This is a genomic window from Streptomyces niveiscabiei (assembly GCF_033794345.1).
In the GTDB taxonomy this organism is placed as follows: Bacteria; Actinomycetota; Actinomycetes; order Streptomycetales; family Streptomycetaceae; genus Streptomyces; species Streptomyces niveiscabiei.
Genome location: NZ_JARAYJ010000005.1, coordinates 96,727 through 113,482 on the forward strand (window position 1 = coordinate 96,727; position 16,756 = coordinate 113,482).

A 16,756-nucleotide genomic window follows, 5' to 3' on the forward strand; every position below is an offset into this window, starting at 1 on the left:
GCCGGGAAACCGGGAAGCGCGCCACCCGGCCGAGTCGTACACTGGTCGGTCCACCGCAGGCCGGTCGCCTCCCCACCCGGGGAAGTGACCGGCCTGCGTGTCCCTCTCGTCCTACAAGGAGGTCGTGGATGACCAGTACGGTCCCCGCACCCGCAGCCCTCACCGCCGAGGGCTCCGCCCTCCAGGCCGTCCTGCTCGACATGGACGGCACCCTGGTGGACACCGAAGGCTTCTGGTGGGACATCGAGGTCGAGATCTTCGCCCGCCTCGGCCACACCCTCGACGACTCCTGGCGGCACGTCGTGGTCGGCGGCCCCATGACCCGCAGCGCCGGCTTCCTCATCGAGGCCACCGGCGCCGACATCACCCTCGACGAAGTCTCCGTCCTGCTCAACGACGGCTTCGAGGACCGCATCGGCCGCGCCCTGCCCCTGATGCCCGGCGCCGCCCGCCTGCTCGCCGAACTCGCCGCGCACGACGTGCCGACCGCCCTGGTCTCCGCCTCCCACCGGCGCATCATCGACCGCGTCCTCACCTCGCTCGGCCCCCAGCACTTCCGGCTCTCCGTCGCCGGCGACGAGGTCGCCCGCACCAAGCCGCACCCCGAGCCCTACCTCCTCGCGGCGAGCCGCCTCGGCGTGGATCCGGCCAGATGCGCGGTCATCGAGGACACCGCGACCGGTGTCGCCGCCGCCGAGGCCGCCGGATGCCAGGTCGTGGCCGTCCCGTCGGTCGCCCCGATCGCCCCCGCCGCCCGCCGCACCGTCGTCCCGTCCCTGGAACACGTCGACGTGACCTTCCTGCGCGCCCTCGTGACCGGCTGACAAAAACCCCGGTGGCCTGGTAATTCACGGATGACGGCGGTTCTCCGGCCTTTCCGGGGAACGTCCGGAACACCGCCCCGCCGCGATGTGACGTTCCCCACTCGCGGACAGGGGTTCCGGCCCGCCCCGGCCCGGCCAAGTGTCCCGATTGATGAACCGCTGCACGAAACATTCCCGGCCCGGTTCTCCGGTCCGTCCATACCCGGCTCCACAGCGTGAGGAATCGTCAACTCCGGTCACCGCAAGGCGACTCGCGGACGCCCACTAATCTCATACAGAACAACCCCGAGAACCCCGCGATCGTCGCCACGACCCGACCGACGAGACACCGAGATTCCGACGACAAGGCACGTACACGTGAACAAGCGCACCCAGTGGCCGGTCCTCCCGATCGTGGCAGGGCTCGCCTCCGGCCTGTTGACCGGCTGCGGCTCCGAGAACGGCTCCTCCGGGGGCAGCGGCTCCTCCGTGGTCATGGGGATGTCCGACGACGTCCTCGCCACCGACCCCGCCTCCGGCTACGACCCCGGCTCCTGGCTGCTGTTCAACAACGTCTTCCAGTCCCTGCTCTCCTTCCCCAAGGGCGGCACCGACCCCGAGCCGGACGCCGCGAAGGAGTGCACCTTCACCGACACCGAGACCAAGGTCTACGAGTGCACCCTGAAATCGGGACTGAAGTTCAGCAACGGTGACTCCCTCACCTCCGAGGACGTCAAGTACTCCTTCGACCGCATGCTGAAGATCAACGACGACGCCGGCCCCGCGATCATGTTCCCCATGCTCGACAAGGTCGAGGCGCCCGACGAACACACCGTCGTCTTCCGCCTCAAGGTCGCCGACGCCACCTTCCCCAGCAAACTCGCCTCCGGCGCCGGCTCCATCGTCGACCGCAAGCAGTACGACACGAACGGCCTCCGCAAGGACGGCAAAGCCGTCGGTTCGGGCCCCTACAAACTCGAATCCTTCGGCGAGGACCAGGCCGTGTTCTCCGTCAACGAGAACTACAAGGGAAACGCCCAGGTCAAGAACTCCGGCGTCACCCTCAAGTTCTTCCACGGCGACCAGGCGGGACTCAAGAAGGCCCTCCTCGACGGCAAGGTCGACATCGCCTACCGCGGGCTGACCGCCGCCGACATCACCGACGTCCAGCAGAGCGCCGACACCAAGGACGTCGTCGACGTCGTCGAGGGCTCCAGCGCCGAGGTCCAGCACCTCGTCTTCAACATGAAGGACCCCGTCGCCGGGAAACTCCCCGTCCGCCAGGCCATCGCCCACCTCATCGACCGCGACGCCCTCATCAAGGACGTCTACCAGGGCACCGCCGACCCCCTGTACTCGATCATCCCCGCGGGCATCACCGGCCACAACACCGCCTTCTTCGACCGCTACGGCGCCCGCCCCTCCGCCGAGAAGGCCGAAGCGGCCCTGCGCGCCGGCGGCATCACCGACAAGGTCGAGCTCACCCTCTGGTCCACGCCGTCCCGCTACGGCCCCGCCACCGACCAGGAACTCAAGACCATCGCCGCCCAGCTCAACGCCAGCGGCCTCTTCGACGCGAAGGTCAAGTCCGTCGCCTTCGACCAGTACGAGAAGGACATCGAGGCCGGCAAGTACGGCGTCTACGTCAAGGGCTGGGTCCCCGACTACCCCGACGCCGACAACTTCACCGCCCCCTTCTTCGGCGCCGGCAACGTCCTGAACAACCACTACACCAACGAGACCATCACCGGCACCCTCATCCCCCGCACCGCCGCCCAGAGCAACCGCGCCGACACCGACAAGGACTACGCCCAGCTCCAGGACATCGTCGCCGACCAGCTCCCCGTCCTCCCCGTCTGGCAGGCCAAGCAGTACGCCGTCACCCGCGACGCCGTCTACGGCCTCGAATACTGCCTCGACGCGTCGACGGTCTTCCGCTTCTGGGAACTCAGCAAGGGCTGAGTCCTTCGGGTACGAAAACGGGGCGCCCCTTCTCGAAGAGGCGCCCCGCGTCGGTCTCCTACTGCGCCCCCGGGCGCACCAAGCCGCTCTCGTACGCGTACACCGCCGCCTGCACCCGGTCCCGCAGGCCCAGTTTCGTCAGGACGTGACCCACATGCGTCTTGACCGTCGTCTCGCTCACGAACAGGTCCGCCGCGATCTCCGCGTTCGACAGGCCCCGGGCGACCAGCTTCAGGACCTCGACCTCGCGGTCGGTCAGCGTGTGCAGGGTGTCGGGGACCGGGTCGTCGCCGGACGGCAGGTGCGTCGCGTACTTGTCCAGCAGACGGCGCGTGATGCTGGGCGCGAGCATCGCCTCGCCGCCCGCGACCACCCTGATCGCCTGCACCAGCTCGTTCGCGGGCGCGTCCTTCAGCAGGAAACCGCTGGCCCCCGCGCGCAGGGCCTCCACGACGTACTCGTCCAGGTCGAACGTCGTCAGCACCAGCACCTTCGCCGGGCCGTCGCGCTCCGGGCCCGTGATCTGCCGGGTCGCCTCCACGCCGTCCATCCGCGGCATCCGGATGTCCATCAGCACCACGTCGGGCTGCAACGCCCGCACCTGGTCCAGTGCCTGTAGACCGTCACCGGCCTCCCCCACGACCGCGATGTCCTGCTCCGCCTCCAGAATCATCCGGAAGCCGGTACGCAGCAGCGGCTGGTCGTCGACCAGTAGGACACGGATGGCCACGAAAGTCTCCTTCGATAGTCCGGGCCCATTCTGCCCTGCGGAGGGGCGAGGGGGGCGAGCGGCCCGGAGGGGGAGGGGACGGAGGCGGCTACGGGCACGGGGCCGGGAGGGGGTACGGCGGGGGCGTGCCGCCGAACTCCGGGCAGTGGAGCTGGTGGTCGCACCAGCCGCACAGCTTTGTCGGGCGGGGACGCCAGTCGCCGGTGCGGGTCGCTTCGCTGATCGCCTCCCACAGGGCGAGGAGTTTGCGTTCGACGCGCTCCAGGTCAGCGGGGACCGGGTCGTACGTGACGACGTCGCCGCTGCCGAGGTACACGAGCTGGAGCCGGCGGGGGACCACGTTCTTCAGGCGCCACACCACCAGCGCGTAGAACTTCATCTGGAACAGGGCGCCCTCCGCGTACTCCGGGCGCGGCGCCTTGCCCGTCTTGTAGTCGACGATCCGCACCTCGCCGGTCGGCGCGACGTCGACCCGGTCGATGATCCCGCGCAGCGTCAGCCCCGACTCCAGCTCGGCCTCGACGAACAACTCCCGCTCCGCGGGCTCCAGCCGCGTCGGATCCTCCAGCGTGAACCACCGCTCCACGAGCCGCTCCGCCTCACCCAGCCACCGGGCGAGCCGCTCCCCCTCAGGGTCGTCCGAGAACAACTCGGCGACCTCGGGCCGGTGTTCCCGCAGCCTCTCCCACTGCCCCGGCACCAACCCCTTCGCCCGAGGCACGGTCCGCTCCCCGGCCGGCGCATCGAACAGCCGCTCCAGCACCGAGTGCACCAGCGTCCCCCGAGTCGCCGCCTCACTCGGCTTCTCCGGCAGCCGGTCGATCACCCGGAACCGGTACAGCAACGGACACTGCATGAAGTCACTGGCCCGGGAGGGGGAGAGAGAGGAGGGAACGGCGGGGGTACGGGAGCCCGGGACACCGGGGGTGAGGGCGGGCGCCGCAAGGGAGACGGGGCCGCTGGAGTCGGGGCCCGGGGAGACGGGGGAGTGGACAGGGGACGCGGCGGAGGGGGGACCGCCGACGGAGGCACCCTTGACGGAAGCCCCATCGGTGGAGGCCGTGTCGACGGAAGTCTCGGCGGAGGAGGCCGGGTCGGCGGCAGCTGTGTCGACGGAACCCCCGACGGAGGGAGCCTCGTGGCCGGCAGCCGTGTCGACGGAGGCCGCGTCGGATGAAGCCCCGCCGGAGGCAGCCGTGTCGGCGGAGCCCGCGTAGGCGAAAGCCTCGTCCGCAACGCGCTCGACAGCAGCCGGGCCGGCGTCCGCAGCGCCCCCGCCCACCCGGTGGACACCAGCCGAGCCGACGCCCCGGCCGTCCGACCCCTCGGCCCCCACCCCTCCCACCCGCGCGACCAACGCCGCCACCGCGTCGGCAGCACGACCCGCGGCTCTGCCCGAGGACGCCGGGGGAGCGGCGGGGGCATCGCCGGAGACGGTCGCCTCGCCGGCGTCGTAGGCGGAAGCGGCACCGGACGCCGCGACCGGCACCCCCGCCACCACGGGCCGCACATCCCCAGCCCTCACCCGCCCGACAACCGCACCACCACCGGAGGCCCCCGCACCACCACCGGAGGTAACCGGCTCACACGCCCGCGCGTCCGCCCCCTCGCGGCCCTGCGCCACACCCTCGCTGCTGCTCTCCATGCCCCAGACCCTACGACCCGCCACTGACAGTCACGTACATCCCGCACGCGCGCTTCCCGACGGCCGGGCGAACACAGGGGGTGCCGGGGCGGAACGCGTCGCGACGGCCGCATACCATCGGTCACAGACCCTTCCGCCCGGCAGGAGCGGGAGACCTTTCGATCGAGGGGACACCGTGGTGGAAAGCGGCGGGAGCGGGCAGCCGCGGCCGGACAACGAACAGCCGACCGAGCGCCCCTCCGACCCTGCACCCAAGGCGTCCACACCCCCCCACACCCCCGAGCCCGAACCCCCCACGAACGACTCCCCGGACGAATCGACCCGCCAGATCCGCCGCCCCACCGACGAGGACGCGTCCGCCGCTCAGCCCCCCGCAGAGCCGCAGCCCGACGACGCGACCCGCCAGATCCGCCGCCCCGCCGAGCCGTCCGACGACACGACACGGCCCCTCAGCCAGCCTGCCGAGCCTGAGCCCCCCACCACCCCGGACGCCTCCGGCAACGCGCCCCGCCAGGCCGGCCGACCCGTCGAGCCCGAGGCCCCCAGCGCCCCGGACGCCTCCGGCGCTCAGCCCTCCGGCGACGCGCCCCGTCAGGCCGGCCGACCCGTCGAGCCCGAGCGGCCGGGCGGCACCGCTGCCCCTGGCCCGCACTCCTCCGACGAGCCGCAGTCCGACGACGCGACCCGGCAGATCAGGCTCCCCGCCGACCCCCCGGCCGGCGAACCCTCCGCTGAGCCCCTGGCGTCCGCCGCCTCCACCGAACCCTCCGCTGAGCCCCCGGCGTCCGCCGCTCCCACCGACCCCGAGCCTTCCGAGAAGCCCCAGCCCCCCGCCCCCAGCCCGTACACGACTCCCGACACCCACCCCGACCGGGCGCACGCGCACGGGCATGCCGGGGCCGGGAAGAAGGAGGCGGAGAAGGCGCGGGAACCGCGTAGCGGGATTCTGATGGGGCGGCCCTTCGGGGTGCCCGTGTACGTCGCGCCGAGCTGGTTTCTCGTCGCCGCGCTGATCACGTGGGTGTTCGGCGGCCAGCTGGACCGGGTGCTCCCGGAGCTCGGCGCCGGCCGCTACCTCGTCGCGCTCTTCTTCGCCGTCGCCTTCTACGCCTCCGTACTGGTCCACGAACTCGCCCACACGGTCGCCGCCCTCCGCTTCGAACTCCCCGTCCGCCGCATCCAGTTGCAGTTCTTCGGCGGCGTGTCGGAGATCGAGAAGGAGGCGGAGACACCGGGCCGGGAGTTCTGGCTGGCGTTCGTGGGCCCGCTCCTGTCCCTCGTCCTGTCCGGCGTGTTCTACCTGGCGATGCTCCTGGTCGAACCGGGCACGGTCCCCGGCGTCCTGCTGGCCGGCCTGATGATCTCCAACCTGATCGTGGCGATCTTCAACCTCCTCCCCGGCCTCCCCCTGGACGGCGGCCGGATGCTGCGCGCGATCGTCTGGAAGGTCACCGGCAAGCCGATGAAGGGCACGATCGCTGCGGCCTGGGTCGGCAGGGCGCTCGCCGTCTCCGTCCTGATCGGCCTCCCCCTGCTCACCCAGTCCGGCGCGCTCGGCACGACCGCCGAGGACAGCGTCGGCATGGACACCGTCACCGACGCCCTGCTCGCCGCGATCCTCGCCGCGATCATCTGGACCGGCGCCGGCAACAGCCTCCGCATGGCCCGCCTGCGCGAACACCTCCCGGAACTGCGCGCCCGCAACCTCACCCGCCGCGCGGTCCCCGTCGAGACGGACACCCCCCTCTCGGAGGCCCTGCGCCGGGCGAACGCGGCAGGCGCCCGCGCGCTGGTCGTCGTCGACGCCAACGGCGAACCCCTCTCCCTGGTCCGCGAGGCCGCCATCGTCGGCGTACCCGAACACCGCCGCCCCTGGGTCGCCGTCAGCGGCCTCGCCCAGGACCTCACCGACGGCATGCGCGTCTCCGCGGAACTCGCCGGCGAGGACCTCCTCGACGTCCTGCGCGCCACCCCCGCCACCGAGTACCTCGTCGTCGAGGACACCGGCGAGATCTACGGCGTCCTGTCCGCCGCCGACGTGGAACGCGCCTTCGTGAAGGCCATGGCCCGCCCCAGCTGACCGTGGTCGGCGGCCCCCCGAAACGCCGGTAGGCTGTTCACATGTCCGAACCGACCGGTGCCGCCCGCAGGCGCGGGCCCTTCAAGGTCGGGGACCAGGTTCAGCTGACCGACCCCAAGGGCCGCCACTACACGTTCACGCTCGAAGCCGGGAAGAACTTCCACACCCACAAGGGTTCCTTCCCGCACGACGAACTGATCGGCGCACCCGAGGGCAGCGTTGTCCGCACCACCGGGAACGTCGCCTACCTCGCGCTGCGCCCCCTGCTCCCCGACTACGTCCTGTCCATGCCCCGCGGGGCAGCCGTCGTCTACCCGAAGGACGCGGGACAGATCCTCGCCTTCGCCGACATCTTCCCCGGCGCGCGCGTCGTCGAGGCCGGCGTCGGCTCCGGCTCGCTCAGCAGCTTCCTGCTGCGCGCCGTCGGCGACCAGGGCATGCTGCACAGCTACGAGCGCCGCGAGGACTTCGCGGAGATCGCGCAGCAGAACGTGGAGCGCTACTTCGGGGGCCCGCACCCCGCCTGGCAGCTCACCGTCGGCGACCTCCAGGACAACCTGTCCGACACGGACGTCGACCGCGTCATCCTCGACATGCTCGCCCCCTGGGAGTGCCTGGAGGCCGTCTCCAAGGCGCTCGTCCCCGGCGGCATCCTCTGCTGCTACGTCGCGACCACCACCCAGCTCGCCCGGACCGTCGAGTCCATCCGCGAGATCGGCTCCTTCAACGAGCCCACCGCCTGGGAGTCGATGATCCGCAACTGGCACATCGAGGGTCTCGCCGTCCGCCCGGACCACCGCATGATCGGCCACACCGGCTTCCTCCTCACCGCCCGCCGCCTCGCCGACGGCGTCGAGCCGCCGATGCGCCGCCGCCGCCCCGCCAAGGGCGCCTACGGCGAGGACTACTCCGGCCCCAACGCCGACGGCGGCACCGGGGAGCGCTGACACCCCGTCCAACGCCCGCATGCCGCGGCAGAGTTCCCGCACAGCCGTACGGAACTCCGCCGCGGCATCGTCGTATCGGCATCTTGTGCGACAGAACCGCCGGCGGAACACCGCCAGAACCACCTAGAACCACCGGCAGTCCCACCGCCTCCACGACCACCCCGCCCGCCCCCGCCGTTCCCCCACCCCACCCCGTGTGGCACCATGCTGGGCACCCCCACCCCACGCACCACCCCCCCCGCGCACACCCGCCCCCTTTCGGCACAGCCCCACAGGAGACGCGCTCTCGTGCAGCACCCCGTCGTCCCGGAACTGGCCCACACGCACACCCGCCCGATCCACTGGGTCGCGACCGCCACCGCCCTCGCGGGGGTCGTCGCCCTCTCCTCGGTGATCCAGCCGGGACCCGCGACCGCCGCGCAGCCCACGACGAAGGCGGACGACAGACCGGCCGCCGTCGCCCCGTCCGTACTCGGCGTGAAGTTCCCCCTGGACTGCGGCCCCGTGAAGGCGCTGGTCGTGAAACAGGCCGCCGGAGACCTCGACGGGGACGGACGGCCGGAAACCGTCGCCGTCGTCCACTGCGACGCCCCGATGGGCACCCCGCCCGACAGCGTGTACGTCCTCACCCGGGGCCCGAAGGACAGCGCCCCGCGCGTCGTCGCCACCCTCGTCACCGCCCAGGACCGCAACACGGTCACCACCGTCGCGGTCACCGACGGCGCCGTACGCGCGAGCATCCTCGGCTACTCCACGCCGGACGTGCCCCGTTGCTGCCCCGACGTCAAGAGCGAGGCCCAGTGGCGGTGGAAGGACGACCGGTTCGTCCGTACGGCACCGGCCGGCGCGCACAGCGTCTGAAACCGGCCACGCGACCGGACCCGGGGTGAGCGAACCGTCACTCCGCGTCCGGGCCGTAGACCTCCACGCTGTCCGAAACGCGCCGTACATGGATGCACTCGCCCGGACACTCCCGCGCCGAATCCACCACATCCGCCAGCAGCGGCAGCGGAACCGGAACCACCGCACCCGGATGCTGCAACAGCTCGTCACCCGGACCCCGCACGTACGCCAGACCGTCGATGTCGAGCTCGAACACCTCCGGCGCGTACTGCGCGCAGATCCCGTCCCCCGTGCAGAGGTCCTGGTCGATCCAGACCTCCAGCGCACCCGCCTCCGCGACCACGTCCACCACTCCCGAGACTCCCGCCGTTTAACACCGAGCCCCACGGGAACCATGCAGGCTCTGACCGCCGTTGAACACTTCGACCCTACCCGGACCGGCTTCCCAATCATGTTCGGTGGGTATTCCCCTGGCGTGAGGGAGAGCGCAAGGGTGAAGATCGGACACACCCCGACCGTCTTTGTGATCTAGGGGTTTCAACCGACACCCACCCAGGTAGGGTCTGGAAGCGTCCAGCTCCCCATGGAGGAGGTGAGGACCGTGGCAGCCCACGACGACGACATGAACCGCGGCATCCGCCCGGGACGAGGGTCCGACGACCCGTCCGGGCAGATTGCCTACCTTGAGCAGGAGATCGCCGTCCTGCGCCGCAAGCTCGCCGACTCTCCGCGGCACACGAGGATTCTCGAAGAGCGGATCGTCGAGCTACAGACCAACCTGGCCGGCGTGTCCGCCCAGAACGAACGACTCGCCAACACGCTCCGCGAGGCCCGCGACCAGATCGTCGCCCTCAAGGAGGAGGTCGACCGGCTCGCACAGCCCCCGGCCGGCTTCGGAGTCTTCCTGGCGGCCAACGAGGACGGCACCGCCGACATCTTCACCGGAGGCCGCAAACTCCGCGTGAACGTCAGCCCGAGCGTCGACCTCGACGACCTCAGGCGCGGCCAGGAAGTGATGCTCAACGAAGCACTCAACGTGGTCGAGGCCATGGAGTTCGAGAGCGTCGGCGACATCGTCACCCTCAAGGAGATCCTGGAGGACGGCGAACGCGCCCTCGTCCAGGGCCACACCGACGAGGAAAGGGTGGTCCGGCTCGCCGAACCGCTCCTCGACGTCACCATCCGGCCCGGTGACGCCCTCCTCCTCGAACCCCGCTCCGGCTACGTCTACGAGATCGTGCCCAAGAGCGAGGTCGAGGAACTCGTCCTCGAAGAGGTCCCCGACATCGGCTACGAGCAGATCGGCGGCCTCGGCGGACAGATCGAGGCCATCCGCGACGCGGTCGAACTCCCGTACCTGTACCCGGACCTGTTCAAGGAGCACGAGCTGCGCCCGCCCAAGGGCGTCCTGCTCTACGGGCCCCCCGGATGCGGCAAGACGCTCATCGCCAAGGCCGTCGCCAACTCGCTGGCCAAGAAGGTCGCCGAGGTCACCGGCCAGGCCCAGGGCAAGAGCTTCTTCCTCAACATCAAGGGCCCCGAACTCCTCAACAAGTACGTCGGCGAGACCGAGCGGCAGATCCGCCTCGTCTTCCAGCGCGCCCGCGAGAAGGCGTCCGAGGGCACCCCCGTCATCGTCTTCTTCGACGAGATGGAATCCCTCTTCCGCACCCGCGGCTCCGGCGTCAGCTCCGACGTCGAGAACACCATCGTCCCCCAGCTCCTCGCCGAGATCGACGGCGTCGAGGGCCTCCAGAACGTCGTCGTCATCGGCGCCTCCAACCGCGAGGACATGATCGACCCGGCCATCCTGCGCCCCGGCCGCCTCGACGTGAAGATCAAGATCGAGCGCCCCGACGCGGAAGCCGCCAAGGACATCTTCGGCAAGTACCTCACCGAACGCCTCCCCCTGCACGCCGACGACCTCGGCGAACACGGAGGCAGCAAGACGGTCACCGTCGAGAGCATGATCCAGACCGCCGTCGAGCACATGTACGCCGAATCCGAGGAAAACCGCTTCCTCGAAGTCACCTACGCCAACGGAGACAAAGAAGTTCTCTACTTCAAGGACTTCAACTCCGGCGCCATGATCGAGAACATCGTCGGGCGCGCCAAGAAAATGGCGATCAAGGACTTCCTGGAGAAAGAACAGAAGGGCCTGCGCGTCTCCCACCTCCTCCAGGCATGCGTGGACGAGTTCAAGGAGAACGAGGACCTCCCCAACACCACCAACCCGGACGACTGGGCCCGCATCTCCGGAAAGAAGGGCGAACGGATCGTCTACATCCGCACCCTCATCACCGGAAAGCAGGGCGCCGACACCGGCCGCTCCATCGACACGGTGGCGAACACCGGACAGTACCTGTAAGAAGACAGGGCGGCTGCGGGTGCCCCCGGCACTCGCAGCCGCCCTGTTTTACTCCCCGGGAAAAACCGCATAGCCCCCGCACAACAGAAAAACCGGCCACAAGCCGGACCGAGGCAATGACGCAAATGATCTCCCCGACGGCGCGCAGGCGTTCTAGGCTCTTTCGTACCGCCGAGTCGCACAGTGCGGGGACGGGCACCGCACACGCACCGCAGCACCAGCGGTACTTGAGCGACGCCCACGAAGGGCGCCGCCGGGCAAGGAGGGCCGCATGACCGTACGGCGAGTAATGGGCATCGAGACGGAGTACGGCATCTCCGTCCCCGGCCACCCCAACGCCAATGCCATGCTCACCTCGTCCCAGATCGTCAACGCCTACGCCGCGGCGATGCACCGGGCCCGCCGGGCCCGCTGGGACTTCGAGGAGGAGAACCCCCTGCGCGACGCCCGGGGATTCGACCTCGCCCGGGAGGCCGCCGACGCCAGCCAGCTCACCGACGAGGACATCGGCCTCGCCAACGTCATCCTCACCAACGGCGCCCGCCTCTACGTCGACCACGCCCACCCCGAGTACAGCTCGCCCGAAGTCACCAACCCCCGCGACGCCGTCCTGTGGGACAAGGCCGGCGAGCGCATCATGGCCGAGGCCGCCGAACGAGCCGCCCAGCTCCCCGGCGCCCAGCCCATCCACCTCTACAAGAACAACACCGACAACAAGGGCGCCTCCTACGGGACGCACGAGAACTACCTGATGAAGCGCGAGACCGCCTTCAGCGACATCGTGCGCCACCTCACGCCCTTCTTCGTCTCCCGCCAGGTCTTCACCGGCGCCGGACGCGTCGGCATCGGCCAGGACGGCCACGAACACGGCTTCCAGATCAGCCAGCGCGCCGACTACTTCGAGGTCGAGGTCGGCCTGGAGACCACCCTCAAGCGGCCCATCATCAACACCCGCGACGAACCCCACGCGGACGCGGAGAAGTACCGCCGCCTGCACGTCATCATCGGCGACGCGAACCTCTCCGAGATCTCCACCTACCTCAAACTCGGCACGACGGCCCTGGTCCTCTCCATGATCGAGGACGGCTTCATCGCCGTCGACCTCGCCGTCGACCAGCCCGTCCGCACCCTCCACCAGGTCTCCCACGACCCCGGCCTCCAGCGCCTCGTCACCCTCCGCAGCGGGCGCACACTCACCGCCGTACAACTCCAGATGGAGTACTACGAGCTGTCCCGCAAGTACGTCGAGGAACGCTACGGCGCGGACGCGGACGAGCAGACCAAGGACGTCCTCGCGCGCTGGGAGGACACCCTCACGCGGCTGGAGAACGACCCCATGAGCCTCGCCGGGGAGCTCGACTGGGTCGCCAAGAAGGAGCTGATGGAGGGCTACCGGCGCCGTGACGACCTCGACTGGGACGCCGCGCGCCTGCACCTCGTCGACCTCCAGTACGCCGACGTACGGGCCGAGAAGGGGCTCTACAACCGGCTCGCCGCGCGCGGGCGCATGAAGCGGCTGCTGGACGAGCGGGACGTCGAGCGGGCGATGTCCGAGCCGCCCGAGGACACCCGGGCGTACTTCCGGGGGCGGTGCCTCGACCAGTACGCCGACGACGTCGCCGCCGCGTCCTGGGACTCCGTCATCTTCGACCTGCCCGGGCGCGACAGCCTCCAGCGCGTCCCAACCCTGGAACCGCTACGCGGAACGCGAAATCACGTCAAGGAGCTTCTGGACCGCTGCCGGACCGCGGAAGACCTGGTCAGGGTCCTCTCCGGCGGCTGAACACATGATCCCCGGACACGGGTGGAAACCCCCTCCTCCGGGAATCATCGAGGTGGCCCCCGCACGTTGTACCAACTGCGGGGCCGATGTCGGACCCGGACTATAGGGTCTGATCATCACCGACATGTCGGGCGAATCGAGCGGGGTGAGGGTTATGGCGACCAAGGACACCGGCGGCGGCCAGCAGAAGGCGACCCGGACGAACGAAGAGGCCGAGGAGCAGGCGGCGGAGACGTCGGGCTCGGAGGACCTGAAGGAACGGCACGAGAAGCTGAGCGACGACGTCGACTCGGTTCTTGACGAAATTGACGATGTCCTCGAGGAGAACGCCGAGGACTTCGTGCGTGGATTTGTTCAGAAAGGTGGGGAGTAGTCCGAATTGGCCTTCGAATCGAAGGTTACGGGGGGCGAAGGTCATGGACGAACCCAACGCGAAGCGCTGCCCGGGCTGCGGGCGGGATCTGCCGCTCAAGTCGTTCGCGAAGGACAAGAACCGGCGGGACGGTCTTCAGTCCCGGTGCCGGGAGTGCGTGGCCGAGTACGGTGCCGCGCACTACCGGCGCCGCCGGGAAGCCAACCGAAGCCCAGCGCGACGAGATGATCGCCGAGCAGAAAGGGCTCTGTGTCATCTGCCTGAAAGCCCCCGCCGTTCATGTGGATCACTGCCATGAGACGGGTAGGGTCCGTGGCGTACTGTGCTTCAACTGCAATTCGGCCATCGGCAAGTTGGGGGACGACCCCGATGCGGTTCGTCGGGCGGCCTCCTACCTGGAAGGAATCTCGTGGAAGCCAACACTCGTAGCACCGGGCGTCTACCAGCTGCCTTCCTGACGCCCGGGTCCTCGTCGTTCATGGACTTCCTGTCGGCACATCAGCCGCAACTGCTGCCGGGGAACCGGCAGTTGCCGCCGGTGCAGGGCGTGGTGGAGGCCCCGCACGGGACGACGATCGTCGCGGTGACGTTCCAGGGCGGGGTGATCCTCGCGGGCGACCGCCGCGCGACGATGGGGAACATGATCGCCCAGCGGGACATCGAGAAGGTGTTCCCGGCGGACGAGTACTCGGCGGTCGGGATCGCCGGCACGGCGGGCCTCGCGGTGGAGATGGTGAAGCTGTTCCAGCTGGAGCTGGAGCACTTCGAGAAGGTGGAGGGCGCGCAGCTCTCGCTGGAGGGCAAGGCGAACCGCCTGTCGACGATGATCAGGTCGAACCTGGGCATGGCGATGCAGGGCCTGGCCGTGGTCCCGCTGTTCGCCGGGTTCGACGTGGACCGCGCGAAGGGCCGGATCTTCAGCTACGACGTGACGGGCGGCCGTTCCGAGGAGCAGAACTTCGCGGCGGTCGGCTCGGGTTCGATCTTCGCGCGGGGCGCGATGAAGAAGCTGTTCCACGCGGGCCTGACCGAGTCCGAGGCGACGACCCTGGTGGTGCAGGCGCTGTACGACGCGGCGGACGACGACTCGGCGACGGGCGGCCCGGATGTCGCGCGCCGGATCTATCCGATCGTCACGGTGATCACCGACGAGGGTTTCCGCAGGCTGACGGACGATCAGTCGGCCGAGATCGCGCGGTCGGTGCTGGAGAAGCGGCTGGAGCAGCCGGACGGCCCGCGGGCCGCGCTGCTGTAGCGGCGGATCTCGTTTCTTGTCAGGTGATCGAGTGACTTCCACAGAAAAGGACGGGTAACCGGTGTCGACGCCGTTCTATGTCTCCCCCCAGCAGGCGATGGCGGATCGCGCGGAGTATGCCCGCAAGGGCATCGCGCGGGGCCGGAGCCTGGTCGTCCTCCAGTACGCCGACGGCATCGTGTTCGTCGGCGAGAATCCGTCGCGCGCGCTGCACAAGTTCAGCGAGATCTACGACCGGATCGGGTTCGCGGCGGCGGGCAAGTACAACGAGTACGAGAACCTCAGGATCGGCGGTGTGCGCTACGCGGACCTGCGGGGTTACACCTACGACCGTGACGATGTGACCGCGCGGGGCCTCGCGAACGTGTACGCGCAGACGCTGGGGACGATCTTCTCGTCGTCGGCGGAGAAGCCGTACGAGGTGGAGCTGGTGGTCGCGGAGGTCGGTGAGACGGTCGAGGGCGACCAGATCTACCGGCTGCCGCACGACGGCTCGATCGTGGACGAGCACGGTTCGGTCGCGGTGGGCGGCAACGCGGAGCTGATCAGCAACTATCTGGACCAGCGCCACCGGGACGGCATGAGCCTGGCGGAGGCGCTGAAGCTGGCGGTGCAGGCGCTGTCGCGGGAGGCGAACGGGACGCAGCGGGAGATCCCGGCGGAGCGCCTTGAGGTGGCCGTCCTGGACCGTACGCGCCCGCAGCAGCGGAAGTTCAAGCGCATCGTGGGCCCGCAGCTGTCGCGCCTGCTGGAGGCGGAGGGCCCGGCGACGGAGGCGGAGAGCGCGGACGACGCCGGGGACGCCACGGGTTCCGAGGACTCCGGCGAGTAGCCGCCTCTCTCCCTGTACGTGCCCCGGCCGGGCCCTCCGGCTGGGGCACGGGGCTTTTCAGGACCTCGGCGGCGCGGTCGAGCCGCGTACGACGAGCCGCACCGGGATGTCGTCCTGGTCGGGCGTGCGGCCGTCGAGGACGGCGAGGAGCGCGTGCATACCGCGTTCGCCGAAGAGCTCGGCGTCGAGGCGGACGGTGGTGAGCTCCGGGTCGATGGCGGTGGCGAGGGCGAGGTCGTCGAGGCCGGTGACGGAGACGTCGTCCGGGATGCGCAGCCCGAGGCGGCGCAGGGCCTTGTAGGCGCCGGCGGCGAGTTTGTCGTCGTCACAGACCACGGCGGTGGGCCGGGGGCCGTCGTGGAGAGCCCGGGTGACGGCGTGCTGGGCGTCCTCGATGGTGATGGGGGAGCGCGCGGTGCGCAGGGTGGTGCCGGGTGCGGTGGTGAGCCGGTCGACGAGGGCGGCGGCGCGCACCTGGAAGGTCCAGGAGGGTACGTCGGCGGCGAGGTGGAGGAAGTCGCGGTGGCCGAGGCCGAGGAGGTGGTCGGCGACCTGGCGGGTGCCGTCGGCGATGTCGAGGTTGACGGTGGCGGCGCCGAGGCTGCCGCGGGGGTCGCTGTCGAGCATGACGAGGGGGAGCTGGTCGCCGCGGATGGCGGTGAGGGCGTCGGCGGCCATGGAGGAGGCGATGACGCCGTCGAGGGCGGCCTGGGCGCTGGCGAAGGGGTCGCGGGCGGGGCCCACGCCTTCGGGGGAGGGGTAGAGGACGACGCCGAAGCCGTGGTCGGCGGCGACGCGGGCGGCTCCGGTGTAGACGCCGGCGAAGAACTCGGTGGTGAGGGCGGGGACGACGAGCAGGACGGTGCGGGTGTGGCCGAGGCGGAGGTTGCGGGCGGCGAGGTTGGGCCGGTAGCCGAGGTCGCGGGCGGCCTGCCGGACGCGTTCGGCGGTGGTCTCGGCGACCCGGCCGCGCCACTTGTCGCCGAGGACGAGGGAGACGGCTGCCTGGGAGACTCCGGCGGCTTTGGCGACGTCGCGACTGGTCGGTCGGGTGCTGCTGTGTGCCACCGTGAGCCTGCCTCCTGTTCTGGACCGTTCGTCTCGGCTCATGGTACGTATGACCCTGGACGTTATA

Annotated in this window: 15 protein-coding genes; 11 read left to right on the forward strand and 4 right to left on the reverse strand. The window is 70.2% G+C overall.

Features of this window, described 5'->3' with window-relative positions:
• Positions 1-128: 128 nt before the first annotated feature.
• Positions 129-824 carry an HAD family hydrolase gene (locus tag PV682_RS08685; protein WP_319725785.1) on the forward strand — a complete coding sequence of 232 codons (696 nt, stop codon included), beginning with the start codon at positions 129-131 and terminating at the stop codon, positions 822-824.
• A gap of 357 nt (positions 825-1,181) precedes the next feature.
• On the forward strand, positions 1,182-2,765 hold the full coding sequence (locus tag PV682_RS08690; RefSeq protein WP_319725787.1) for an ABC transporter substrate-binding protein: 1,584 nt from the start codon (positions 1,182-1,184) through the stop codon (positions 2,763-2,765).
• Positions 2,766-2,823: 58 nt separating this feature from the next.
• Here PV682_RS08690 and PV682_RS08695 read toward each other — a convergent pair whose 3' ends face one another.
• Complete coding sequence (locus PV682_RS08695; protein WP_109365101.1) at positions 2,824-3,495, reverse strand: response regulator; 672 nt, start codon at positions 3,493-3,495, stop codon at positions 2,824-2,826.
• An 88-nt stretch (positions 3,496-3,583) separates the two neighbouring features.
• Positions 3,584-4,351, reverse strand: a complete 768-nt coding sequence (locus tag PV682_RS08700; RefSeq protein WP_109365103.1) for a RecB family exonuclease — start codon at positions 4,349-4,351, stop codon at positions 3,584-3,586.
• A 964-nt stretch (positions 4,352-5,315) separates the two neighbouring features.
• Here PV682_RS08700 and PV682_RS08705 point away from each other — a divergent pair.
• The 3 genes from PV682_RS08705 to PV682_RS08715 all read left to right on the forward strand — a co-directional run bounded on the left by PV682_RS08705 (position 5,316) and on the right by PV682_RS08715 (position 9,028).
• Positions 5,316-7,220, forward strand: coding sequence for a site-2 protease family protein (locus PV682_RS08705; RefSeq protein ID WP_319725790.1), 1,905 nt, complete (start codon positions 5,316-5,318; stop codon positions 7,218-7,220).
• Positions 7,221-7,261: 41 nt separating this feature from the next.
• Positions 7,262-8,167: a tRNA (adenine-N1)-methyltransferase gene (locus tag PV682_RS08710; RefSeq protein ID WP_319725792.1), complete on the forward strand. Its 906-nt coding sequence runs from the start codon at positions 7,262-7,264 to the stop codon at positions 8,165-8,167.
• Between the two features lie 288 nt (positions 8,168-8,455).
• Positions 8,456-9,028 carry a hypothetical protein gene (locus tag PV682_RS08715; protein WP_112475069.1) on the forward strand — a complete coding sequence of 191 codons (573 nt, stop codon included), beginning with the start codon at positions 8,456-8,458 and terminating at the stop codon, positions 9,026-9,028.
• A 37-nt stretch (positions 9,029-9,065) separates the two neighbouring features.
• On the opposite strand, the gene PV682_RS08720 is transcribed toward PV682_RS08715, so the two are convergent.
• Entirely contained in the window at positions 9,066-9,359 is a 294-nt protein-coding gene (locus tag PV682_RS08720; RefSeq protein ID WP_319726283.1) for a ferredoxin, read from the reverse strand.
• Between the two features lie 252 nt (positions 9,360-9,611).
• On the opposite strand from PV682_RS08720, the gene arc reads away from it, so the two are divergent.
• The 6 genes from arc to prcA all read left to right on the forward strand — a co-directional run bounded on the left by arc (position 9,612) and on the right by prcA (position 15,621).
• Positions 9,612-11,378, forward strand: a complete 1,767-nt coding sequence (gene arc / locus PV682_RS08725; protein ID WP_055721189.1) for a proteasome ATPase — start codon at positions 9,612-9,614, stop codon at positions 11,376-11,378.
• 271 nt (positions 11,379-11,649) lie between these two features.
• Positions 11,650-13,161, forward strand: a complete 1,512-nt coding sequence (gene dop / locus PV682_RS08730) for a depupylase/deamidase Dop (protein ID WP_407705622.1) — start codon at positions 11,650-11,652, stop codon at positions 13,159-13,161.
• 154 nt (positions 13,162-13,315) lie between these two features.
• A complete protein-coding gene (locus PV682_RS08735; RefSeq protein ID WP_319726287.1) occupies positions 13,316-13,534 on the forward strand; it encodes a ubiquitin-like protein Pup in 219 nt (72 codons plus the stop codon).
• Positions 13,535-13,758: 224 nt separating this feature from the next.
• The gene (locus PV682_RS08740) at positions 13,759-13,992 is read left to right on the forward strand and encodes an endonuclease VII domain-containing protein (protein WP_319726289.1); all 234 of its coding nucleotides are present in this window, start codon (positions 13,759-13,761) and stop codon (positions 13,990-13,992) included.
• Entirely contained in the window at positions 13,944-14,789 is an 846-nt protein-coding gene (gene prcB, locus PV682_RS08745) for a proteasome subunit beta (protein WP_055721185.1), read from the forward strand. The genes PV682_RS08740 and prcB overlap by 49 nt, the downstream gene beginning before the upstream one ends.
• Positions 14,790-14,850: 61 nt before the next feature.
• Positions 14,851-15,621 carry a proteasome subunit alpha gene (gene prcA, locus PV682_RS08750; RefSeq protein WP_319725798.1) on the forward strand — a complete coding sequence of 257 codons (771 nt, stop codon included), beginning with the start codon at positions 14,851-14,853 and terminating at the stop codon, positions 15,619-15,621.
• Positions 15,622-15,678: 57 nt separating this feature from the next.
• Here the strand turns inward: prcA and PV682_RS08755 are convergent, their stop codons facing one another.
• Positions 15,679-16,689 carry a LacI family DNA-binding transcriptional regulator gene (locus tag PV682_RS08755; RefSeq protein ID WP_319725800.1) on the reverse strand — a complete coding sequence of 337 codons (1,011 nt, stop codon included), beginning with the start codon at positions 16,687-16,689 and terminating at the stop codon, positions 15,679-15,681.
• Positions 16,690-16,756: the final 67 nt, after the last annotated feature.

Coding starts and splice junctions, on each gene's coding strand:
- PV682_RS08685 (WP_319725785.1), top strand. CDS start 129: ATGACCAGTACGGTCCCCGCACCCGCAGCCCTCACCGCCGAGGGCTCC.
- PV682_RS08700 (WP_109365103.1), bottom strand. CDS start 4,351: ATGCAGTGTCCGTTGCTGTACCGGTTCCGGGTGATCGACCGGCTGCCG.
- PV682_RS08710 (WP_319725792.1), top strand. CDS start 7,262: ATGTCCGAACCGACCGGTGCCGCCCGCAGGCGCGGGCCCTTCAAGGTC.
- dop (WP_407705622.1), top strand. CDS start 11,650: ATGACCGTACGGCGAGTAATGGGCATCGAGACGGAGTACGGCATCTCC.
- PV682_RS08735 (WP_319726287.1), top strand. CDS start 13,316: ATGGCGACCAAGGACACCGGCGGCGGCCAGCAGAAGGCGACCCGGACG.
- PV682_RS08740 (WP_319726289.1), top strand. CDS start 13,759: ATGATCGCCGAGCAGAAAGGGCTCTGTGTCATCTGCCTGAAAGCCCCC.